Source organism: Cupriavidus sp. PB-02, assembly GCF_058252315.1.
Map to the genome: position 1 here is coordinate 3,409,796 of NZ_CM177694.1, position 22,568 is coordinate 3,432,363.

23 protein-coding genes are annotated in these 22,568 nt (G+C 65.8%); all 23 read right to left on the reverse strand.

Annotated features, from left to right (window positions below; genetic code table 11):
* Positions 1–5 precede the first annotated feature (5 nt).
* Positions 6–2,897, reverse strand: a complete 2,892-nt coding sequence (locus AC10V3_RS16020) for a conjugative transfer ATPase (protein ID WP_490922511.1) — start codon at positions 2,895–2,897, stop codon at positions 6–8.
* Positions 2,897–3,331, reverse strand: coding sequence for a TIGR03751 family conjugal transfer lipoprotein (locus tag AC10V3_RS16025; protein ID WP_022536260.1), 435 nt, complete (start codon positions 3,329–3,331; stop codon positions 2,897–2,899). Before AC10V3_RS16025 ends, AC10V3_RS16020 begins: the two co-directional genes overlap by 1 nt.
* Positions 3,312–4,793 carry a TIGR03752 family integrating conjugative element protein gene (locus AC10V3_RS16030; protein WP_022536261.1) on the reverse strand — a complete coding sequence of 494 codons (1,482 nt, stop codon included), beginning with the start codon at positions 4,791–4,793 and terminating at the stop codon, positions 3,312–3,314. Before AC10V3_RS16030 ends, AC10V3_RS16025 begins: the two co-directional genes overlap by 20 nt.
* Positions 4,783–5,703, reverse strand: coding sequence for a TIGR03749 family integrating conjugative element protein (locus AC10V3_RS16035; RefSeq protein ID WP_022536262.1), 921 nt, complete (start codon positions 5,701–5,703; stop codon positions 4,783–4,785). Before AC10V3_RS16035 ends, AC10V3_RS16030 begins: the two co-directional genes overlap by 11 nt.
* Complete coding sequence (locus AC10V3_RS16040; RefSeq protein ID WP_490922512.1) at positions 5,700–6,389, reverse strand: PFL_4703 family integrating conjugative element protein; 690 nt, start codon at positions 6,387–6,389, stop codon at positions 5,700–5,702. The genes AC10V3_RS16035 and AC10V3_RS16040 overlap by 4 nt, the downstream gene beginning before the upstream one ends.
* Positions 6,386–6,835: a TIGR03750 family conjugal transfer protein gene (locus AC10V3_RS16045; RefSeq protein ID WP_490922513.1), complete on the reverse strand. Its 450-nt coding sequence runs from the start codon at positions 6,833–6,835 to the stop codon at positions 6,386–6,388. Before AC10V3_RS16045 ends, AC10V3_RS16040 begins: the two co-directional genes overlap by 4 nt.
* A 12-nt stretch (positions 6,836–6,847) precedes the next feature.
* Entirely contained in the window at positions 6,848–7,210 is a 363-nt protein-coding gene (locus tag AC10V3_RS16050; protein WP_022536265.1) for a TIGR03745 family integrating conjugative element membrane protein, read from the reverse strand.
* Between the two features lie 23 nt (positions 7,211–7,233).
* Positions 7,234–7,473 carry a TIGR03758 family integrating conjugative element protein gene (locus tag AC10V3_RS16055; RefSeq protein WP_490922515.1) on the reverse strand — a complete coding sequence of 80 codons (240 nt, stop codon included), beginning with the start codon at positions 7,471–7,473 and terminating at the stop codon, positions 7,234–7,236.
* Positions 7,470–7,838, reverse strand: coding sequence for an integrative conjugative element protein, RAQPRD family (locus AC10V3_RS16060; protein WP_490922516.1), 369 nt, complete (start codon positions 7,836–7,838; stop codon positions 7,470–7,472). Before AC10V3_RS16060 ends, AC10V3_RS16055 begins: the two co-directional genes overlap by 4 nt.
* Positions 7,839–8,392: 554 nt before the next feature.
* Entirely contained in the window at positions 8,393–9,142 is a 750-nt protein-coding gene (locus AC10V3_RS16065) for a TIGR03747 family integrating conjugative element membrane protein (protein ID WP_490922517.1), read from the reverse strand.
* The gene (traD, locus tag AC10V3_RS16070; protein WP_490922518.1) at positions 9,139–11,310 is read right to left on the reverse strand and encodes a type IV conjugative transfer system coupling protein TraD; all 2,172 of its coding nucleotides are present in this window, start codon (positions 11,308–11,310) and stop codon (positions 9,139–9,141) included. Before traD ends, AC10V3_RS16065 begins: the two co-directional genes overlap by 4 nt.
* 15 nt (positions 11,311–11,325) lie before the next feature.
* Positions 11,326–11,862, reverse strand: a complete 537-nt coding sequence (locus AC10V3_RS16075; RefSeq protein ID WP_490922520.1) for an integrating conjugative element protein — start codon at positions 11,860–11,862, stop codon at positions 11,326–11,328.
* Positions 11,859–12,446, reverse strand: a complete 588-nt coding sequence (locus AC10V3_RS16080) for a lysozyme family protein (RefSeq protein ID WP_490922522.1) — start codon at positions 12,444–12,446, stop codon at positions 11,859–11,861. Before AC10V3_RS16080 ends, AC10V3_RS16075 begins: the two co-directional genes overlap by 4 nt.
* A complete protein-coding gene (locus AC10V3_RS16085) occupies positions 12,431–13,126 on the reverse strand; it encodes a TIGR03759 family integrating conjugative element protein (protein WP_490923683.1) in 696 nt (231 codons plus the stop codon). Before AC10V3_RS16085 ends, AC10V3_RS16080 begins: the two co-directional genes overlap by 16 nt.
* Positions 13,127–13,171: 45 nt before the next feature.
* The gene (locus AC10V3_RS16090) at positions 13,172–13,825 is read right to left on the reverse strand and encodes a hypothetical protein (RefSeq protein WP_490922523.1); all 654 of its coding nucleotides are present in this window, start codon (positions 13,823–13,825) and stop codon (positions 13,172–13,174) included.
* The gene (gene pilL2, locus AC10V3_RS16095; RefSeq protein WP_490922524.1) at positions 13,822–14,412 is read right to left on the reverse strand and encodes a PFGI-1 class ICE element type IV pilus protein PilL2; all 591 of its coding nucleotides are present in this window, start codon (positions 14,410–14,412) and stop codon (positions 13,822–13,824) included. Before pilL2 ends, AC10V3_RS16090 begins: the two co-directional genes overlap by 4 nt.
* A gap of 314 nt (positions 14,413–14,726) precedes the next feature.
* Positions 14,727–15,521 (reverse strand): GTPase, encoded by a 795-nt coding sequence (locus AC10V3_RS16100; protein WP_490922525.1) that lies wholly within the window; start codon positions 15,519–15,521, stop codon positions 14,727–14,729.
* A 1,463-nt stretch (positions 15,522–16,984) separates the two neighbouring features.
* Positions 16,985–17,293 carry a single stranded DNA-binding domain-containing protein gene (locus AC10V3_RS16105; protein ID WP_490923684.1) on the reverse strand — a complete coding sequence of 103 codons (309 nt, stop codon included), beginning with the start codon at positions 17,291–17,293 and terminating at the stop codon, positions 16,985–16,987.
* A gap of 24 nt (positions 17,294–17,317) precedes the next feature.
* Positions 17,318–17,866: a DUF3158 family protein gene (locus AC10V3_RS16110; RefSeq protein WP_490922527.1), complete on the reverse strand. Its 549-nt coding sequence runs from the start codon at positions 17,864–17,866 to the stop codon at positions 17,318–17,320.
* Positions 17,863–18,639, reverse strand: a complete 777-nt coding sequence (locus AC10V3_RS16115; RefSeq protein WP_490922529.1) for a PFL_4669 family integrating conjugative element protein — start codon at positions 18,637–18,639, stop codon at positions 17,863–17,865. The genes AC10V3_RS16110 and AC10V3_RS16115 overlap by 4 nt, the downstream gene beginning before the upstream one ends.
* Positions 18,640–18,982: 343 nt before the next feature.
* The gene (locus tag AC10V3_RS16120) at positions 18,983–19,690 is read right to left on the reverse strand and encodes an OST-HTH/LOTUS domain-containing protein (protein ID WP_490922530.1); all 708 of its coding nucleotides are present in this window, start codon (positions 19,688–19,690) and stop codon (positions 18,983–18,985) included.
* 394 nt (positions 19,691–20,084) lie between these two features.
* Positions 20,085–20,645, reverse strand: a complete 561-nt coding sequence (locus AC10V3_RS16125) for a DUF2857 domain-containing protein (protein WP_349608013.1) — start codon at positions 20,643–20,645, stop codon at positions 20,085–20,087.
* Positions 20,646–20,660: 15 nt separating this feature from the next.
* Positions 20,661–22,331: a ParB family protein gene (locus AC10V3_RS16130; RefSeq protein ID WP_490923685.1), complete on the reverse strand. Its 1,671-nt coding sequence runs from the start codon at positions 22,329–22,331 to the stop codon at positions 20,661–20,663.
* Between the last annotated feature and the right edge of the window lie 237 nt (positions 22,332–22,568).

Genomic DNA, 22,568 nt, shown 5'->3' on the forward strand with positions numbered 1-22,568 from the left:
GCTCCTTACGGCGTCAATCCATCGAGTGGAAGCGATGCGATGCCGCGGGCGCAATCGATCCTCTCAGCGATCTTCAATGCAGCATCCAGTTCGCCAATGCCGTACTGCTGCATCAACTGGAAGCGCTCGGCTTTCTCCTCAGGTTCCGTCTGAGCCAGGGCCAGGTAGAGGCTGGGTGGGACAGCACGAAACAACACTTCCATCGATTTGGAGAGGATCACGCCCTCACTGAACTTGCCAGCCTCCTTGCGCGCCGATAGCATCAGTGCCTTCTGCGCCGGGTTCAGCTCGCGGAAGCGCGCGATCTTCTCTACCTCGTCCGGCGGCATCGACAGGCAGATCCACCACTCGATCATGTTGAGCATCGGTTCGGCCGCCTTGGGCAGGTCGTCGATGTTCTGGGTCGCGAGCCAGTACCAGGCGCCGAGCTTGCGCCACATCTTGGTGATCTTGACTACGTAGGGTGCGAGCAGCGGGTTCTTGGTGATGATGTGCCCCTCATCGGTCACGTTGATGATCGGCCGCCCCAGAAACTGGTCGCGCTCGGCGATGTTGTTCACCGTGTTGATGAGGCTGATGTAGGCGATGGAGAGCTGGGCGTTGTAGCCCTCGCGCGCGAACGTGGCCAGATCGACGATGGTGATGTCGGCTTCGGGCCAGGGCGTGCCGGGTCGGTCGAACATCTCGCCATCCACGCCTTGGCAGAACATGTCCATCGCGTCGGCCATCTCCAGCAACCGGGCGCGGCGGACCTCGGGCAGTGTCGTGTCGTTAGCGCGCCCGCGCAGCGCGTCGCGCACGTTGCGCGTGAGTACCGTGCGCTTGTCGGCCACACAACGCTGGGCCGCGTCGAGAATGCACTGGCGGATGAGGCTGCGGTCGGCGCGCGTCATCCGGGCCTCTTCCTTGTCCTCGCCGCCGGTGATCATCAGCCGCGCCGTGATTTCCAGTTCGCCAAGCACGTCGCGCTGCTCATCAGCGTCCGTGACCTGCGTTGTCTCGTCGCGGTCCTCGTCGAGGTCGTCGGCATCCAGCGTTTGCACTTGGCCAGGCGTGTCCACCAGACGCCAGGCGTCGGCGAAAGGGGCCAGGCTCATGCCGGCGCCGGGGGCGAGCTTGACGCGGTGCACCGACAGGCCCAGGCGCGTGGCGAAGTCGCCGAAAAGGCCGAAGCTGTTGCCCGCCTCGACGATGAACAGGCGCGGCCGGTAGATCGCCGTGATCTGATTTAGGATATTGTTGAGCGTGGCGCTCTTGCCCGAGCCGGTGGGGCCGAACAGAAACAGATGCGCGTTCATCTGCCGATCCAGCCGGTTTAGCGGATCGAAGGTGATCGGCCCGCCGCCACGGTTGAAGAAGGTGATGCCCGGATGCCCCGTGCCCTGGCTGCGGCCCCACACCGGCGCCAAGTTCGCGGCGTGCTGCGCGAACATGAGCTGGGTGTACCACTGCCGCTTGTCCAGGGCCGGGTCGAAGACGCAGGGCAACCAGCGCAGGTAGCTGTTGAGCGGCGCAACCTCGTCTTCCTCGCGCACCAGCTGCAGACCGGCGTTGAGCATGACGTTGACCAGTTGCAGGCCGCGGGCGTCGAGTTGCTGCAGGTCGCGCCCGCGCAGGTAGAAGGCCAGCGCGCCGCGGTAGAGCTTGTGCGCGCTGCCGATCAGGCTGCGTGCTTGCTGCACGTCCTGGCGAGTCTGCTCCGAGGCCAGCGTCTCCCCCACCGATTTCTTGCTCAGGTGGTTCAGGTGCGCCTCCAGCACGTCCTGAGGCGTGGCGACCAGGGTGAGACACATCACCGTGTCTTCCGGCATCTGGTCGAACAGCGCATTGACTGCATCGCCGCCCTTGCGGGTCTCGCCGGTGATGTGTCCCGTCGCCGGGGGCATGCGCAGCCGGTCCATCACAATGACCCGATGCGGCATCCCGTCGAAGAGCCAGGCGCCGTTGACCACGTCCGAGCACGGCTGCCCGAAGAACAGGCGCTGGGCAAAGTCGCCGCTAGCCAGTTCGATCTCGCCTGTTTCCCTCGCCTCGGGATAGCGGGTCAGCGCGTAGAAGCGCTCACGATCTTCAGCACTCGGCCCCAGCAGGGTCGGATGCGGGTTGAACCAGCGCAGCAGCCAGTCGTGGATGTCGGCCGCATGCATGCGGCGGGCCTTCACGCCCGCATTGGCGAGCCCGCCCACGAGTCGATCACAGATCGTGGACAGGGACTGCTCGGGCGATTGGCCGCGCCGGGAGACCGCTGTCGTTGGTGCGCGCCGGAAGACCACCATGCGCACGCGCCGGACCTGGCCGCGCCACGGCAAGCGTGTCACCGTGGTGTCCTCGAACAGCCCGCCGGGCTTGGCGATCGCGCGCAGATGGTGCGCGAGGAAGCGCAGATAGAACTCGCTGAAGGCGATGCCCTGAGCGCGCGGCCGGACGTAGTCTGCCAGCGTGCGCAGATAGCCGTCCCAGTTCGCCTCGTCCTGGGCATAGAGCTGGACCACCCAGGGGTGCTCGTCGAGTTCATCGAAGGAATCCTGCAGCGCGTTCTCCAGCGCGTCGCGCGCCTGCCACAGCCAAGCCAGCTCGCGCCCTTCAGTGCCGACAGGGGCCAGCTCGAAGAAGGCCGCGACCGACTGGCCGTCCTCCAGCAGCATGCTCATCGATTCGGGCAGGTATTCCACCCAGGGCAGCAGATCGGCGAAGGACGGGGCGACGTCATAGAGCGCCTGGGCGTCCGCCTCGGTGGCCGGGTTGCGGCGGCCGGCGGCCAATGCGCTGCCGGGCTCGGTAATGCCATGCGCGGCCAGCGACGACACATGCCGGGTCCAGGCGTCGTCGGCTGGCGCGTCAGCACCGGTTGGCCTTTCGGCCTGGCGCGCCCGAAAGAAGGGAACGGACCGGATCATCAGTAGCCCTCCAGGCGTTCGCCCGGCATCGCGTACTGCACTCGCTGGTAGAGCGGGAACACCGTGGTGTAGCCGGGCACCGGCACTGGATCGGTGCCAGCTAGGTGCGGGAAGACGTACATCACGAGGTCCGGGTTCGGCAGTCGGTGGAACTGGCGGTAGATCTCGTTGGCGGCGGTGCGGGTGTAGGCCGCATTGGTCGCGGGCATGCCCTGTACGTCGGCTTCGGTCACCGGCCGGCGCAAGCCCTGGCGCACATCGAGCAGTTGCCCAGCGGGCTGGCCACCGCCCGCACTGCCGCCGGCCTCCTGGTTCCAGACATCGAGCATGGTGTGATCGCCCTGCGGCAGCAGCTTGTCCTTGCTGGTGGCACACCCTCCCAGCACCATGACCGCGATCAGGGTTGCGGCCGCTTCAGTCCAGATCCGACGCATGAGCTTCTCCAATGCGGTGATTGACCCGCCGCCCCTTGGCGTCGTAGTCGATGTTGAGGGGCTGCTCCAGATGGACGGCGACCTTGGCACCAGGCTGCACGTAGATGGCGGCAAACGCCTGCCCGTAGAGCTTGTTGACCCAATCGGCCATGTCGCGCACACCGCCGGCCAGGATGCGGCCCATGGCCTCGTTGCCGGAGATACCCACCGTGCCGAGCGAGCCGTTGCTGTTGGAGACCACGGCCACGCTACCGTTGTCGGACTTGATGAGCGAGGCCACGCCGGCACCGGCCGCGGTAATCAACGCCTGCGAACCGAGGTACTGCTGCGCGTTGCTGCGCCGCTCGCCGGAGACGCAGGGAATGCCATAGGGATCGCTGATCCAGCCCAAGGCGCCCCGTGTGGCGCTGCCGTCCGTGCCGTTGCTGCTGGCCTGGCCACCGTTGGCGCCCTGGCTGCGCGAACTCTTCTCCGGCACGGTTCGGATGGTTCCGTCCTGGAAAACGAAGGTCACGCTGCGGATCTGGCCGCGCACGCATGAAAGCGTCCAGTCGCCCGAGGCGGTGCCACTGACCACCGCGCCGGCCACGTCAGGAATGTCGATGCCGTTGGCGGTGAGGTTGTCCGGACCGATCAGCACCTTGAAGGGATACGGGTCGTTCACCGTACCGTCGATCGGCACACGTCCGATTAGCGCTGTCATGGCAATCGAGCCCATCAGCGTTGAGTTGGACGGCACCGTGTAGACCGGCTCGGCGGAGGCCTCCACGGCGCGGCTGCCGCCCTCATCGACGGTGCTCATAATGCTGTCGGCCGTATCCGTCAGGGTCTTCTGCGCGGGTCCGAAGCTGGTGGGTAGGTTCGGGCCGCTACCTGCACCGCCGCTCTTGGAAGGCTTGGCATCGTCCGGCTCCACCCAGCGCGTGCCGCCACTGCTGCGAGCACCGCCACTCTGGCCACCGCCGAAGTTCTTGCCATCGACCTCCTCCAGGCCCAGCCCGATGGGCAGGTCGGACTGGCTGCCCTTGCCGGAAAGCCCGTCGAGGCGCCGCTGCAGGTCTTGCAACTGGCCCTGCGTCTGCTGACGATCGTTGGCGATCTGATCGCGCTCCTGTTGCAGGCGGCCGCGCTCGCCATCCAATGCGGTCTGGATGCGTTGGTCGATCGCGCTCTCGCGGGTGCGCATGCGCTCGTTCTCGGCCTTCTGGTTCTTGTTTTCGTTGAGCGCTGTCTGTAGTTCATTGCGCAGCTGCTTGACCTGGGCGACCAGCGTGGCAACGGTGTCGCGCGGCGTGTCGCCCTCGATACCCACGGCCTTCATCTCTTCAGGCGTGAGCGGATTGGCAGCACCGGGCTGACCGAGCTTGGTGCCACGATCCCCCGAGAAGAGCTTGATGCCGACGAAGACCACCAGTAGCACCATCGGGATCAGCAACCACTTGAGGAGGGGGTTACTTTTCATTACGGGCACCTCCTCCTTCGGCCTGGCCGGCTGCGGCTGCCGCCGGCAGGTCCACGGCGGCGTCGATGGGTGCCACCTTCGGCAACAGCGACTCGGCCAGGCCATGGCCACGGGTAACGAGGTAGACCACGGTGGTATCGGCCGACTGGCCGGCCGGCCCCAGGGCCGCATGTTGGAAGGTTGCCGCGACGAAATCGCCCTGCAGTGCGCGCGGGTCGAGCACCAGATGCCGTGCCGAGGTGTTGGTGAGCTTCACAGCCGTCACCCACTGGTCCTCGAGCCGCCACGCGGCCAGCGCCTGCGCGTGCACCGGGAGCGTGGGCAGCAAGGTATCCAGTTTGAGATGCCGGTGCATGTTCACGCGGGCGATGCCGGCCACCGGCTCCACGGTCCGCAGTGGTGCATAGAGGTTCTGTGCCGCATAGCGTGTCAGCACCACGGGCACCGGGGTCGCGCGCCGCGCGGCCGCGCTGGCCGTGTCGCGAGGCTCGTCCGCGCTTGTGACGGTACCGGCCAGGGCTTTGGCGGGGGAAGATGTCCCATCGCCCGCGACGATGCGCACGGGCTCCAGCGCCGGCTGGCCCGCCTTGGCCGGCTCGGCAGCGATGTCGAGCAGGATCAGCACCCCGGAGTTCACATCCTGCAGTTGCAACCGAGAGGGCGGAATCGGCTCGCTTGCGCGCAGATAGATCGCGCCGCCCGCGCTCTGCACGCGCAGGTGCGATCCGATGCTCTCCGGCAGGCCGATGCGCACGTTGCGGTCGATGAAGATCACGCGCTCCTGGCCGACCACGAGCGGCACGGCCAGGGGCAAACGCTCCCAGCGCAGGATCTCCACGGCGTGGCCGGTGCAGACGAGCCCCATGCTGAGCAGGAAGCCGGCCAGGGCCGGCACGACAAGGCGCTTCATGGGGCGCCTCCTTGCAAATGGGTGGCAGCGGCGGGTTGGCTGGCCGACGCAGGTGCCGGCGCAAGTTCAATGCGCTGCGGCGCGCTCGCGTAGCAGTCCACGGACAGACCGAAGGGGTTGTGCTCCGGATCGACATCCATGCGCACGACCCTCAAGGCGTAGCGCACCAGTGCGCGCTTGACCTGCTCGGCGCCCAAGTACTCGTCGGCGCTCACGTCGAGCATGACGATCCAATCGTTCGCCGACACAACTTGCACGCGCGACGCGGGATCGTCGCCGTAGCCTCGACCGGGAATTTCGTAGATGCCGCGCACGCGCAGGCGCAGCTCGCCGTTGTTGCGCCGGAATTCGTAGTCCTGTTGCAGGAAGGACAGGCAGCTCGGCGTGAAGTAGGCGGACAGGGCCCTGAGGTTGCGCGGGTAGTCCTCCTCACCATTGGTCGGCCAGCGCTGGGCCTGCTGCCAGATGTAAAAGGTGAAGGCGTAGACGCTCTCAGGAGGCACGTCCCACCACTTGCGGGTGCTTCCCGAACGCAGGTCCGGAGGCACGTGGATGGTCAAGCTCTTCGGCGAACTCCACCAGGCGAACCCGAGCAGCAGCGCCACGACGAAAAGCGCGGCGGCACCGAGGCGCAAGGTTTTGACATGCGCCTGCAGGTGCATGACTTCGTTCTTGAACCGGCTCATGCGGCACCTCGACGGATGCACGTGGAAGACCCCTGGCGCCGCGTGGTCCACCAGCCAGAGCGAGTGATGAGCTGCCCTCCCCCTACGTGGGCAACCAGCGAGGGGTAGCGCAGCGCAAGCCGCCACTGGAGCTGGCGGTACAGCCAGGTGTCGGGCCGACCGCGCTTTTGCCGGCGCAGTAAGCCGCCACCCGCGAAGACGCCGATCCCGATGCCGACGACGATCAGTGTCGGCACCATGGCGATACTGTGGGTCAGCCAAGCCAGCGGCAACCCGGCCAGGAAGCCGGCTACGGCCGACAGGCCGGCGCAGACCCACAGCTCGTCGGCGGTCAATCCGCGTACGACCACTGGATGGCGGTTCAAACGATGCGGCAGGAAGGGCACGAGCCCATCCCCCGGGCCATCATGTTGAGCCTGCCTCGGGATTTGCGGGTAGCTGGCCATCGGTGCCGGCCCTCAGAGCACACCGGCCGCCTTGGTCAGCAGCCAGATGCCAACGATCAGCAGCATAGCGCCCACCGCCACCGTGAGGCCGAACTGGCCCCAGGTGGCACGGCCGGTGTGGATCTCGGCGTAACGCGTATAAGCGTGGTAGCAGACCCCGATGAACATCGAGGCAACCACCAGCAGCGCAATGAGCATCACGATGTCGTAGCCGTAGTTCTGCAGCGTTTGCAGGATGCCCTTACCCGCGCCGCGCGATGGGTCTTCCATGGTCGGCAAGCCGGCGAACGAGGCCAGCGGCGTGGCCGTGATGCCCAGCGAAACGAGCATGGCAGCAGTGCGTGCGGCGCGATGAGAAGTCGAACAAGTGTTCATTGCGATTCAACCTTTCGTGGTGGTCAGGACAGGAGGAAGAAGCTCAGCACCAGGTACATCGCGACGAAGCGTACGACCACACCGAGGAACTGGCGCTGAGTTATTCGGTTCTCGGCCCAGCCGACATAGGCGGTACGCATCGCCCAAACGCCCCACAGCAGCAGGACGGCGAAGACGAAGCCGAGGACAACGATGGAGACGGTCGCGGGCGTGAAACCGCCGTTGGCCTGGAATGCGGCGACCTGATCGGCGGAAGGCGTCATGGCGATGACTCCTGCCGTTCATCGCGGTGCACGTAGTCGCCGGCCAGGGGAACGGGATCGCGCGGCTGGGCTCGCTGCGGGACGAGGTAGTCCTGCACGCCTGCGCGGATGCGCTTGAGGTCCGCTCGCAGCCGGGCGTAATCGAAGTGGTAGCGAGCACGTTCATTCAGCGCGGTGTTGGCGGCGTGCTCTGCCAGGCGGTCAGCCAGTTCGATCTGGCGTGCCAGAGCGGAGAGCTCCTCACGCTCCAGGGCGCCATCGGAGGCAATGGCCGCACGCACGTCCGAAAACGAGAGGGTCAGCGCCAGGAGCAGCATGACCATTGCACGCGGCCACGTGCCATTGCGTCGGCAGGTCTGTTTCATCGTGCCATTCCCCGGTGAAGTGAATGGCGTCGATGCTGCGGCGCGCCTCGGTCAGGCGCAGTAGAGAAAAAGAACTTCTGCGCGACCGGATTGATGGCGCCATGTCCCGCCAGCGGCCCCATTTAGGGTGCTCATCGGAAGCCGTTTCTCTTCTTAGAGCTTCCTTGGAAGCAGTTATTACCTGTTTCAGCAGATCCGGTTGTGCATTGGCAAGGCGGGCCTGCCGGTCGATTCGCTCGTCTATGTCCGGCAAGGCCGGCCTTGAGAACTGCGCCTTCGCCTATGACGAGGCCTGGCCGGCCAACCCGGCGCGATTCAACGTGTCGTCCGACGTGCAACTGTCGGCACCAGGCTCTTGTTGCTCGAGGATCTAGAAGCGGAGGTGGCGGTGCTGCTGAACCCGGAAGGCATGAGCGCACGGAACTTGTACGTCGCCATGCCCCCCGGTCTCGATGAGGCTGGTGGTGGGCAGCGCCAGCCTCATCGTCGGGTTGAAGCGCATGTTGATGATTGCCGCCAAGGCGAAACCGCAGACGTCCACCGCCTAGAGTCGCCTAGAGGTACTTCTTGAACGTCGCTGCTGCGATGCACACGGCTACGCCGAACATAGCTGCGCTGGGCAACAGGATCAGCAGCGGATGGACGCTTACCGGCAGTGCCAGGTAAGTAACCCACGGCAGGATGGCCAGCGGCATCAGGCTGGCCTTCGCTCGGTGGTAGACGAATCCCGTCTCTCGGCCGGCTCCGAAGCTGCGCACGTCGCGCCGAACCAACCCATCCACCAGGCCGACGAAGGCGGCCATCAGGAACAGCGGCAATGTCAGCGTCAGCACCAGCAGCCGCACGAGAAATACGAGCGCGGTGTAGGCCGAGGCGATCAAGTAGCGCTCCACATGCACATAGACCATGCCCAGGTAGTAGCGCAAGTCATGGGCCTGGCTGCGGACACCGGCGCTGGCGTGGCTGGTGGCATCGCGTATCCAGTCGAGCAGCCCGCTTTTCACGAAAAGACAGTCGTAGGCCAGCTCGACAAGATGCCGGGCGGTGCGGCCTGGTTCCTGCACCAGCACGCTACGCGTAAAGCTCTCCGACACCAGGGTCAACTCGTGGTTGAGCATGCCCTGGGCGTGACGCCAGCTCTCCTGCGGCCAGAAGAAGTGTACCCCGATGCACTCGATCACGATGCACAGGAGCAACGAGCCGCATAGCACGCCGAAGAAGCGGAACGGCAAGGTGATAAGGCCCGCGATCAGCCCCTGTTGGTGGACCTGCTGGCGCTGCGCTGCGGCGGCCGGATCGCTCATGTTGGGGCGCCTTCGTGGCCAGCCTCATCGGCCGCGGCCATCTGCTGAAAGTTCGCCAGCAGATCGTCGGGTAGCGCCTGGTCCTGCAGGCCGGGGACGCCCTGGCTCGCCCACCAGTCGCCGGCCTCGACATAGTGCTGCCGCATGAAGCCGGCCAGCTCCTGCAGATCCCTGGGCATGGCCTCGTCGGGATCGGGTGCCGGCAGCGGCATGCGGATCTTCCACAGATTGCCGCCCTCAATCAGCGCGAAGCATTGTCCCTTGGGCAAGGCGACCACGTGCGCGGGCTCGATCAGCGGCACGCTGGTGCTGCTGATGCGATCCTGGGTGTTGGAGGTAAAGGCAGTCTTGCCGGTCGGGTCGGAGCTGTCGGTCGCGCCGCTCGTCACCGTGGTGGCATACACCTCGACCTTGGGCAGTTGCCGCGTCAGCAGTTCGGCCGTGGCGGTCTCGCGAACGCGCAGCATGAACAGGTTATTGAAGTTGCCGACCACCTGCCCGGCCTTGGCGCGGCTGCCGATGCGCGCCTCGATGTCAGAGAGCGTCTGCGTGTAGGCCGTCACTTGAACCCCGGCGCCGCCGCCCTTGTTGATCATCGGCATGAACTCGTCGCCCATCAGTTCGTTGAACTCGTCAGCGTGGACGTTGATTGGCACCTTCACGCCGGTCGATGCGCCCGGCAGACCTTCGTCGATACCGAACTTGTAGATGTGGCCAGCCACTGATACCAGGTCGCTGAACATCGAGTTGCCCACGGCGGCGGCGACTTCCGCGTCCGAGAGCGCGTCCAGGCCGACGTAAACCACTGCGCGCTTGCGGATGATCTGCATCCAATCGAAGATGGGCCGCAGGTCGCTCAGGTCCGAGTAGTTTGGCGCGAGCAGTTGCGCGATCTTTCCAGTGGTCAGCTTCTCCAACAGTGGCAGCAGGCTCGCAACGATCTTGTCGAAATAGGTGCGGTCGTAGCGCACTGCACTGCGCAGACCATCGAGCACGGGGTCGTAGATGTGCACCTGCGAGAGGTACTGCTCCAGCGCCACGACCCGCTTCTCGCGGCCGATCATGTTGCGCGGAATGTTCCTGTCGTTCAGCCGCGCCTCGAGCTGCACGATGATCTCCCAGGCTTTCGGCTCGCTCTTGGCGAAGAAATGCTGGGCGTACTCGATGAACAGCGCGTCGATGTTGATGACGTGGCGCTGGATCAGCAGGTAGTCGGGACGCTGACCCAGTTCGACCAGGGCGCGCGCGATGATGTTGACAAAGCGCCAGGCGAACTCGCGGAACGCTGCGCTGTTGCCCTCGCCCGAAAGCTGGCCCGCAATGCGCGTGGCAACCTCCGATATACGGTCGAAGCGGCCCACAGCGTTGTAACGTGCCGATATATCCGGCCAGCCCAGGTGAAAGGCGTAGAACTCCCCTTCCCTTCCGGCACGCCTGGCCTCCACGTACATACGTTTGAGCAGGTCGGCGTCCCCCTTCGGGTCGAAGACGATCACCACCTCGTGCTGGCCGCCCGCCTTGCGGCGGATGTCCTGGGTGATGAACAGCTCGGCCAGGCGGGTCTTGCCCACGCGCGTGGTGCCCAGCACCAGCGTGTGGCCAACCCGCTCGCCCAGCGGCAGCGTGACGTCCACCTCGTGCGGCTCGATGCCGTGCAGGCGTGGCAGGCCGCCGACCGGCGGCAGCGGCCGCGCCGGATTGAGTGGGCTGTCCCAGGCCAGAGCCTTCGCCAGCCTGGACACAGGGAACGGTGCGAATTCCAGCCGCTCCTCGATCCGCCGTGCCACCTTGTAGATCACCGTCGGCTCCACGTAGCGACGGAACTCCGCCCGATAGGTCTGCAGGAGCCTATGGGTGTGGCGCTGATCCCATCGAAAGCCCCGGCCGACGAATAGCCGCTGTTGGCTGACGGGCACGTCGCGGCTGGTCATCACGTAGCGCGGTAGCCTGCGGATGTTGCGCCGGTAGCGGAGGATGGCCCAAGCGTCCCGCAGCCGGATGGCGCCGAAGGAGAGGAACGCCAGCGCGCTGCCCAGGCCCAGCAAGGGGCTCAGCGCGAGCGACCACGGTGCCACCAGGCACAGCAATGCGGCGCCCGCACAGATCGCGACGGTGTATAGCTCCACCGCTGGCCGCAGCAAAACCTCGATGGTCTGGGACTGTGCCATGGTCGGCGTTTCACGTCACGGCTCGATGCCGCTGGAGGTGATCAGTACCGGGTAGTGACGGATGCCCAGCCGCTGAGCCAGGTCGTCGCCCGAGGCCGGCGACAGCATCAGGCCCGGCGCGAGGCGGCGCAGCGCGGCCAGCGCTTCGGGCGAGGCCACGTTGACCACCAGCCCCACCGCGCGCAGCTCTTGCAACGCCCCCCGGCGCTGCAGGAGCCAAGCGCGGGAGCGGTCATCGTCGCCGATCAGGAACAATGGTGTGAGGCCCGGCGCGCGAATGACGCGGCGCGGTTCATCACCCGGTGACAGCCGTGCCGAGCGCACCGGCAGCATGGCCGCCTCGGCTTCTGCCGGACCTCCGATGCGGGGTGCCGGCATCGGCGCGGCCGGCTTGGCCGGACCCGCGCCCTGAGGATTCAATGTCTGGTAGTACGGCAGCGCCGAGACGCCGCCGCGGTCCTCGACAACGATCAGCGGTTGGGTGGTCGATTGCGCCGTGGCGGTGGTGGCAATGAGCAGCCCCATGGCGGTAGTGAAGAGCATGCGGTTCATGGCGTGGTAACTTTGGTGACAGAAAGCGTTGTGCGCGGCCCCAGCACGCGGACGAGGTACTGGCGGACGCTGCGGCGGTAGCGGGCGGCCGGTGCGCCGCCGGCTGGACGGTGGTAGCGCCCGATGGCGACCACCCAGTCCTCGCCCTCTATGTGCTGCTCCTTGAGGATTTGCGCGGCGATCGCAAGATTCCGGTAAGGGTCGAGCAGCTCGCAGGGGTGGCTGTAGCGGTGCGCGTGGTAGCCGAGATTGACCTGCCCGAGGCCGGCGTCGATCCGGTTGGCCGGGATGCGGGCGAGCGCCCTGCGCAAGCCGGCGCAGGTCTGGGCCTGCGTGGCATAACGCTCGGACCTGCCAGCGACATTGAGCGTCCACGGCCAAGGGATCAAACGGCCACGCAGCCTGGTGCCGCTCTCCTGCAAGGCCACCGCGTACAGCACCGGCGACGGCACGCCTGCCTGCTGCGCGGCAATCTGGTAGGCCGGTGGTGGCACCTCTTGCGCGCAAGCAACCGATGCCCAGACGCAGGCGCCAAGCAGGAGCGTGGCGCGCAACGCGGATGGCGCACTTACTGCCGCTGCCATTTGCCGTTCACCTCACGCACCACGGCCGGCAGCTCGCCCCGCACGCCGAGGGACAGCCAGCGCCCTGCATCATGGTTGAGCGTGATCGTGCGTGTGCGCACCCGGGCCGGGTCGATGCCGGCCTGGGTCGCCCACTGGCGGATGCGAGCATCGTCCTGGCGGCTGCCGACCATATAAACATCGAAGGCCGTGCCCGCCGCCTGCAACTGGCGCACGCGCTGGTCGCACGGCGCGCAGTCGGCCTTGACGAAGACGGCCAGGCGACCAGAGCCCCTGTTGCCCACGCTTGGTGCCTGTGTACCCGGCAGATTGACGCGCTGCTGGCCCGGATAAAGCCGCTTCCAAGCCGCGTCGTAGGCCCGCTGGTAGGCGAGCGTCTTGTTCACGCGCCGTGACTCGGCCTGCACCTGCAGCTCGGCGTAGTGATTGCGCTCCTCGTCGCTGCGCGCTTCGATGCCCAAGGCAGTGAGCGGATCGAGGTTTGGAGAATAGATGCCCAACGGCCCTTGCATCAGTTGCCGGTAGCGCGCCCATTCCTCGGGACGCAGCCCCCAATCCTTGGCCTGGCGCTCGTCGAGCGCGGCGTCGGCGCTGTTCAGCAGCTGACTCTGGGCCACTCGGGAGGTCGCCAGCGGCTTCGCCTGTGCGTATGCGCGGGGTACGCCGGCAGCCAGCAACATGGCAAGAACAGCCGAAGGCAGCGAGCCTTGCTTCATGGCCCGCTCCTACGGGATCGCGATGCGCAGCGTGTGGCCGTCGATGCGGAACACCGCGGCATGCGCTTCGATGGACTGGAGGTGCCAGGCGCCCAAGGTGTCGCCCTCGCGAAGCAGCCGCACGTTGCGGACCGAAGCTGCGCCGCGCGCCGCGACGGACAGGAAGCGCTCTCCACCGCGCAGCTCCAGGCCGACGACGTTGAACGGCGGCTCAGGTACCTTGGGCTTGGGAGGTTCAGCGGCGCGCCTGAGTGCCTCGGCCACGGTGGTTGCGACTCTCTTTAGGCGATCCTCGATGGCGCCGACGCGCGCCTGCAACGCCTGCACCTCGCTGGCGCGGTCATCGGCGGTATGAGCCTGCTCGACACGCGCCAGGCGCTCGTCCAGCGCTTGGCGCGTGGCGTCGAGATCGCCCCGGGTGACGGGCGCGGGCTGACGCTTAACGGCCTCGGCCTGCTCTTCCAGGGCGTCGATGCGCGTCGCCAGCGCCTGGACATGAGCATCTTGGGCGCTGGCGCGGCTTTGCTTGGTGAGACGCGACAACCCGACGCTGTTGACGATCGTCAGCGCGCTGACGAGCAGCAGCCAGACACCCGCGGCGATCCAGGGCCAGCGTGCCCGTCCTTCGCGGTCGGACGGGGCCGGAATGTTCGGGACGTTCATGGTTGCACCTCTGGAGTAGCGATGCGTTTGACGGATTCGGCGCGATCCACAGCCGGTGCCCTCGGGGTGGTGGTGGCGGGCGCCAACTCTTGCTGGAAGCAGACCTGGCGGGCGGTGTCATCGACCGCCATATCCCACGCCGGACCAGCGAGGGTCAGCAGCGCATCGCGCAGGACCAGCGGCCCCAACCGCAGATGGGCAGCAGGCAACGGCAGCGCATACAGCGTTGCAGCCGCCGGGTCCTCGCACAGCCGGTAGCCTGAGCGCTGGAGGACATGGCGCATGGCGTCGCCAACCGTGGTGTCGAGCGCGGGGGGGATGGCGATTTCCACGACCTGCTGCATCAGGTCGCGCTGCGCCGGCTCCGGCACCAGTTCGACCAAGGTGTAGCGCCCGTAGCGGTAGACGGGCACCGGGCCGGCTGACGTGTCCATGCCGGACATCGGCGCCCGGGGCTGCTCGCGTGTGCTGGGCGTCTGCATCAGATCAGGCGGTGGTACCGTGGTCGCACAGCCCGTGGCGAGGATGGCCCCTGCCAGCCCGGCGAGACAGGCAAGAGGGCGAATGGAACAGGCGGACAGTCGCATTTGAATCGGATCCCCGGAACATGGAGCCGTTACCTTCGCCTCACTCGATGCAAATGGCAGCACCAAATGGGAAACACACTGCCGCCGGATTGGCGATGTCAGCAGGCGGGCATTGCGGCTCAACATCCTGCGCGCCGGCACGCTTCTCCTTGGAGAGCGACGCACCGGGAGCTGCGCTTCACGAACCCGATACGCGCGTGTCGAAACGCACGTACCGGGCCCCAGGTCCGACCCTTTGAATCGAAATAGACATGGGGTGATCTCCAGAGACAGGGATGAGAAGCCCCCGTCGCGAGGACGGGGGCGCATGGCAATCAGCGCTGGACCGGTTTGCGACCGGACAGGCACTGTACGCGGATGAGACGCCAGTTCCCGTCGTCGATCAGCTGTTCCAATATCTCGCCCAGGGTGTCGAAGAACACCTCATCGACCCGTTCGACCAACTCGCCGTCGCAGCGTAGCTCCACCGCGTAGAGGTCGTCGCCGCGCTCGTAGAGCACAGTGACATGTCCCTGGAACTTCGCCGAGGACACGGTGAAGCCGATGGCCGGTGGCGTCGCGATGTCGTCGAGTAGCGGATCCACCCAGGTAAAGTCCCGCGCGCCGGCATCCACCAGCATGTGGGTGATGCGACGAAAGCCGTCGGGTGCTGGCATCTGCTCCAGTTGCTGGATCAGCGCCTGCAACTCGGGGCAGCGCGGCTCGGGAACCGGCAGCTTCGCCGGCGCGGAGCCGAACACGTATCGTTTAACCGTGTAGGGTTGGCCGTCGACGGTGAACTCCGTGCTCTCCTCGGGCGTGTCCGCGCGCAGGCCGTCGAAACGGCGTCTGGCGTAGGGCTCGACCTGGACCTTGGCGCCCTCGTCGGGCTCCTCGGTCACGAGCGATCGGTCAAGCACCGCGAACTCAGCCCTGCCCGTCTTGACGACAATGGCCTCGTCGGTCTTGGCGATCACCTTGCCCTCAAAGGGCTTCGGATCGATATGGAAGCCCAGCGTCGAGACCTTGGGCTGGCCATCGAAGATGTTGAACTTGAAGCTGCGGACGTTGGAAGGCACGTGGCCGCGCACCAGCATCGGCATCAGTGCGCGGATGGCTTGGGTATCCATGGGAGAACTCCTTGTAGCAACCAAGGGACTCCCGCCCGCAAGGGAGGTATGTCCCTTGTAGGTGGATGGACGCTGGATGCGTCCGGCGATAGAAGAAGACCAGAACGGCGAACCGGACCGCAGTCTTCAAGGTCTCGACTGCCTGGGCAGACTGCTGGCAACACCAGCGGACATTGGACCAGCCTGCGGCAAGCATTCGCGCGTGTCGTGAAAAAATCGGCACCGCGCCGCCACCTCGTTAAAAAGGGACATGGTTTCTCCTGGCCGAAGGACCCGGAGCCCCACGCCCTGACGGAAGCGGAAACGTCCCGAAGGTTGAGGAAAGAAGCATCGGCGTCGGGAAGACACTCGTCCCCGGTGGGCGATGCGAAGCACGGACCGGTTCGATCCACGCGGCGATGACGCGTTGCAGCCTTGAAGATCGGAGCTGCGTGGGCATGGCACTGACGGTGGTCAGCAGCGCATGGCTTCAGCATGGTCGCGAAGCCATGCCCGCGTTGCGCGCCAAACCGCATCGTGTTCGTGCCGCCTTGCGCCGGCGCGGCGCCGTTTTCTGATCAAGCAAAGAACAACAGGCCGAAAGCATGAAGCCTTCGGCCTTGGACGAAGGCACCACCTGTGGGCTGTAGCAGCCGTCGTCAAAGCCGTTTGCTGCACCAGCAGTCGCACTCGACCCGTATCGTGGCTGGGGTCGACATCCTTCGGCACACATCCGCGCACAAAGGGAGCCCGTTGTTCCACCGGCGGGCACCGGCAACGAATACCGCCAACCCGACGGGTCTCCTGGCGGCTCGCTGCGGCACAGGCCGGCCAGCCGCCAGGAGACCCCTCGCCATCGACGGAAGCACCTGGATCAATGCAACCGCGCCGAGCGCGGTCTGCCGAGGAATGGCCTTCTCGCCTCGCATGTCCATGACAGCACCGCGAGGCGCGCGCACCGTTGCAGAAGGTGACATGCGCTGGGGTATCCCGCGGGATGCGGGAGCTTGGCCCCGCCGTCGAATGCGGCCGGCGTGGCGCAGGGTTCGTGGGCTTCAGCGTGACCTGTCATGATGACCTGGAAGATTCACGCCGCCTGCGCGATGCGCTGCGCTGCCCCTCCGAGGTCTTCAGCGGTCGGCGTCTGCCCCCAGGCATGAAGCCTCCTTGTAAATGTGCGGTTCATCAGATAGGCGACAGCATGACTGCGCCGGATGAGACGGGCAGCAAGAAAGCCGGACGGCATGGATACCAATTTGTGATCGAGGGGGGAACGGTTGTCGCAGCGGTATACGTAGATCGCTGCAGGCTGCGGGGCGGGTGATTCGCGTCGGGAGGGCGGGAGGAACCCGGTGGACCTCAATGGAACTATCCCCAGGGGATTGTCCACTGGTGCATGGCGGACATTTGAGAATTGCTACAGCCGCCCTCGGCGGCTGTAGAGAACAGCGACTACTGCCTGCCGGCGGGCTTAGCGCTCAGCGTCACGGCGTCGACGCGGTACCGCAGGATGCCCACGCACCGGGCCTCGAGCTTGAACGTGACGCGCACGTTCTCGTTGGCATCCTCCCCTTCGTCGCGCACCGTGTGGCCCGCGACCAGCACCCGCATGCCATTCTGGAACATCGTGGCTCGGCATCGCGGTGCAGTTCCACCGGCGCCCAGAAGCCGCCGCGGCCCGCCTCGCCGTCCTTGCGCGGGATCGGGTTGTCGAAATAGACGTTCAGGCGCAGCAGCCGGCTCGGCTCGTGATTGCCATTGGGGAATTCGCGGTAGTCCGGCGCAGAACCGATGTTGCCCTCCGACGAAGTGTGTGCTCATGGTGAATCCTTGGGAAGGATGGCAGTGGACGCGGCATGGCCATGGATACGCCGCAGGTGAATCGCCTCGGCCTGGGCCATCTTGTTGGCGCATTCCAGGGCGTGGCGGGCGATGCTGTGGGTCAGGCTGATCTGCATGTTCAGCGCGATGCGCTGCAGCTCCATCGCATACAGGTCGTCGATCAGCGAGGCCGGTATTGCGGGACGGTCGAGCAGCGATTCCCACAAGGCCACGCCCATGGATGAGCGGTCGAGATTGCGCCAGCGCAGGAAGGTCGTCCCTGCGCCAGTGGTTTGCTGGGCCAGTTGCACATCGAGCAGTCTGAAGGGGTAGGCCCGCGCCTGGGGCAGCACGCGCCGCTGTGCCAGGACAATCAAGCTGTCGCGCAGCGCCAGGCACTGGCTGGCCCAGGCCTCCAGACTCCCCTTACCTTTAAAAGGTTGTAAAAGGCCTTTTAGGTAGCCTGCGTGTTCCAGTCGCTGGAAGTCCGCCTGTTCCAGCGCCGTGAAGCGAGTCGGCTGGCCGGGAATAGTAGGTGCCGTCATTCCGTCGCATCCTCGTCGCGTGCCACGGTGCTGGCTGCGCCATCAATGGAGGTGGAAGTCGGGCCCGCCGCCGTTGGCGCGGCCGAGGATTCGGAGCGACCGTCCCGACGCGCGATGGGTGGCGCAAAGCGCGAGCGGTGCGTGCCTTCGAGCACGTCCTGCGGCAGCTCGCCGAACTTCTCCACCGCCGCACGCGCCGCCTCGTTCTTCGCCGCGAAGTCATCGCGCGTCGTGCCAGAGTAGCGATACTGCTGTGCTAGCGAAAAGAGGCTGCGCAGTGCGTGCGCGCCATCATTGAGCCAGCGCTCCAACGTGCTGCGGTCGATCATCGCCGTGTGGTGGGCGAGGATCAGCTTGCGCGCGAGGTCATCGTAGTCGGCCAGCAAGTAGACGGCGGCGAAGCCGAGCTGGGCGTTGACGAACAGCGGGAGTTTCACCGGTTGCACGTTCAGGTTCTCACCCAGGCTGAGCGCCGGAGGCACGCCGGCCAGCGCCTGCTCCACCTGTTCGCGCAGCGTCTGTAGACGCGTCTTGGTGTCGGCCAACTTGTCCTCGATGCGCAGCATCCACCAGTCCGAGTAGGGATCGTCCTGCTCGGCGCCGCGCTTCATCTTGCTCATCACGCTGATGTAGCCATTGAGGCCGATGATGCCGGGACGCCCCTCGGCGGCAGCGCGGCCACGCCAGATGCGGGACGCGTGGTGTGTGTGCAGCGTCAGCGACATCGCGCTGCGCAGCGATCCGAGATTCAGTTGCAGGGATTCATTGGCCATTGGACGACTCGAGAAGAAGGAACGAGTCGCCAGCATTGGCGTCGGCCGGAAGGCCGTCAGTCAACAAACCGCAGCCCGCGCTTGCCCACTTTGTTCGACGCGGAAGGCCGGGTGTGCCAGTTATCTCCTGGGGATAGCACGGCAGTGTTCGGCCAGTTCATGGAGCGCTCGCACAGCGCCTTGCGCGCAGTGGGCGCTATACCTCTAGTGCTCTGTACCAGGCGGCCCGCTGTCCATCCACGTCTCGGTAACGAAGCTCGAACAGCCGACACTCATGTACCACCTGGCGCCAACTGCTGCATCCGTACTTGGCGGGCAGTTGCTCGGGATGCCGTTCGGAGATTCACCGTCCGGCCGCGGCAATGGGCGTCCATCCATCGACGGCCAGTTCCCCGGCGGCCTCGCGCAAAACGCGAACGATGCCGGCTACCGGCCAATCTACCGTGCCGTCGGGTGCAATGCCGTTGACCACCAGATCGTGAAACACATCCGACTGGGCGAACTCCGCCGCCAGGCGCCGTACCTGATCCATGTGCTCAGCCCAGCCGCGCAATTGCTCGAAGTGCTGATCGACGCGCGTATAGGCGGCGGTGAGTGCATCGTGTGCTGCGCGGCATCCGTCCGCCGTCCAAAGGTCGTGCAGGTCGATGAAGTGGTGTACCAGGGTATTGCGCAACGACACCAGCTCCTTGAGGTCCGCCTGCGTCTTGGCGTAGTTCTCGGCGGACAGGCTCAGTTGGACCCGCGTGCGAAAGGAAATCGCGTCGCCAGGCAGGTCCGCGTCGGGCTTGGTGTCGTCACCGCCCTCCGTGACGACATACGATCCGAACAGTTGGCCCACCAGCGTGCCCAGGGTCTTGGTCGCCGTGTCCTCGATGCGCGCCACGCGAATCGCCTCCAGCGAATGCGCCGGCCCCGAGATGTCGTGGTGTGCCACGATGGCTTTCATCAGGCGTTCGTACTGCTGAAGGCGCAGCAGGCAGCGGCCCAGCATGCGCTGAACCTCTCTCTGCACCGGTTGCAGCGCGACGTCGGTGGATGGTGTCGTCATGTCGGTGGTCGGCGTGGCGTCGTGCGCCTCGGGTTCTTTCTTACCCTCAGGCGACAGTTTCGCCCGTGGTGCGATAGGAGCAATCGAATGCGGAGGAAGGACGTCGTTCCACCTATCCCCTGGGGATAGCGCCCCTCACGAATCATGCGAGGAAGCTCGGAGCTGCGCCAGGTATGCGCGTGCGGCCTCGCGACCGGCACCATTCGTGCGATAGGCGGTGACGGCGGCGTGGGTGCTGTGGGGCGCTGCTGCGGCGGCGCCGATTCTCCTTCACCGGCCCAGGTCTTGAACTTTCCGCGAATTGCCTTCTGGATGATGCCAAAAAAGTAGCCGGCCGGGTTGCGCACCTTGCTGCCGCGGCACCGCGCTGTGGTGCGCCGCCCGTCGCCATGGTCTACACCAGCCCCTCGTCGATCCAATTCCGTATCGCCGCCCAGACCACCGACATCGGCAACGTCAGGGTCTCGGCCAGGTCCATCGTCAGGCCCAGCATGGCCAGATCGTCGCCCAGCGCGATATGACGCTCGCTGACCCCGGCTTTCCAGCGCTTCCACAGGATGGTGCCCTGTGCTTCGTCCAGCACCGGGTGCCGACCCTTGCGTTTGGGCAAGCGGAGAATGTCGCGCCGCAATGCGACTTCTTGATGCGTGAGCCCGTAGAAACGGCTTACCATCTCCGTGCTTGCGCCCAGGCGCAGCATGCGATCCACCGTGGCGATTTCCTGCTCCACGTCATGTACCTGGCTCAGCAGCCGCTTCAGCACCTCGCGGTTGACCGAGACCGAACACCACGACACCGTGGCGTTGACCAGCACACTGACCTGCGCCGGATGCTTGAGCGCCTCCAGATCTTCTTCGCCGAAGCCCATCGCCTTGCAGCGACGCAATTGGCCATTGCGCAGATCGTGCAGCGCTTGGGCGATGACAGCCTGGTTGAGCGGATGAGGTGACGACACGGTGGCCTCCCGCCCTCAGGAATCGTGGCCCCGGTCGGCAAACGCCGTACCGTTCTCCAGGTCCAGCAGCCGTCGCGCCAGGCGCAGCAGCCGGAACAACTTCACCACGCCAGTGTCGCTCAGGCGCATGGCCGTTCCGCCTCCGCCGTGCAGTAGCGGCGCCAGGTCGTCAGCCAGTCGCGTACGATCCAGTCCTGTCGCGGCTGGCTGAGCCATGCTCAACGCATGCAACAGCGCCAGCACGGCACGAGCGAAGTCAGGCAAGGCCCTCGCCTGCGCAACGGGCGGAGTCACGCAGACGAAGCCGATGCCATCGTCACTGGGCTCGATCTGCTCGGCGACCGCCGCCTCTTCGGCGACCTCGCGGGCGAACTGTGCGATATGCACCCGAAGCCGGTCCGGCACGTCCAATCCTGGCTCGATATACCAGACATCCGAGACGGGGTAGAGGCCACCGACCTGCGCGGGGATCGCGCGCAAGGCATTGGTCTCACAGTCGGGTAGCCTGTCGCCCAACTGGTCCCCTACTAGGCGTTCGGTGGTCGGCGCCGGGGACACGATGCGCCCCTGCAGGTGCTGCGCATCATGGTCGGCCCGTACTGGCGCGGCGCCTACTTCCCCGGCTTGCCCGCTGTCGGCCGCGGGCGCCATAGCAGTCCGTGTCGAGGGCCTCTCGCCAACGGATCCGGTCGGTACGCCGGCCTGCTGTGCAGTAGTTGTCGCCGCCGGAGGTGGCGATGCAGGACTTGGCGTCGCGGACACGGTAGAGGCTGTTGGCCTCACCGGCAACGGCTCGCTGCTCAGCGCGCGCTGCCGGCTTTCGCTGTCGTCGATCTCCAGGCTCAGTGTGTCATAGTCTGTGTCCAGCAACTCAGCCATCTGGCCCGCCAGTTCGTCCTGCACCCGCTGGAACGAGAAGTCATCCGGTTGCGCGTCGAACTGCGAAAGCACATCCTGGAACAGCGAGGCGAAGTCCACGGCGAGGTAACGGCCCAACGCTCTCCGTTCCCAGGTGTGCTCGCAAGCCTTGCGCAGCACTGCGAGCCGTTCCACCTGATGCCGGCCGAGCCCGCCGTACAGCACGGTTGGAATCGCTGGCAGCAGGTAACACACCGCCTCCTGCATGCGGCTGATGCGCGATTGCTGCACCGGATACCCATCGGCCGTCAGGCGCCTGGCGAGCTCGGATTGGGTCAGTGTGCTACCCGTTTCCTGCTCGTAAAACTCGCGCGCTTTCTCGACGCCCAGGGCGCGCTCGATGAAAGTCAATCCGCCGCGCAGCTCGTTTTCCGCCAGGTGGCCCGTCAAGGCGGCGATCTCGCCCCGTTCTGGCCAGGGGCGGAATAGGCAGGACATGCGAAAGAACCGTTCCTGCTTGGTCTCAGCCCACAGCTCGCGAAGAATTGCCAATCGCGTATTGCCACCGTTGCGAATGATGTAATGCACTTCGCTTGGGCGCCGCGTGATCGCCGGTGGCGCATCCAAACCGCGCTCTCGGATGGACGCCTTGATTTCCTCATAAGCCGGATTGCGCTTGACGCGCGGATCGTGGTCATACGGGCGCAACTGGTCCAGCGTCACGATCATTGGTGTGTCGGCAATGGGATCGGTCAAAGCCGTCGCAGAAGGGCCAGCTCGCTGAAATCCGGCGGCGAGCAACTTGTCCGCCTTATTCCGAGGGCTCATCTCAACCACGACTACCCTCCTTCGCCTCGGCATCGAGGGTGCAACGCGCCGCGCGATCGGCACGACGGATCCGAGTAAATTTTGGATATTGATTCAGGGAGGTGAATGCCATGGCCGGGGCCATCCACGCCAGTTTGGCTATTCGCCCCTGTTTCGTTGATTCGCTGCCAGATTTCAAAGCACCTCCAGTTTCTCGGGAGCGATTCTGTTACGCTGCGCGGGCGGTGCGCAGCAGTA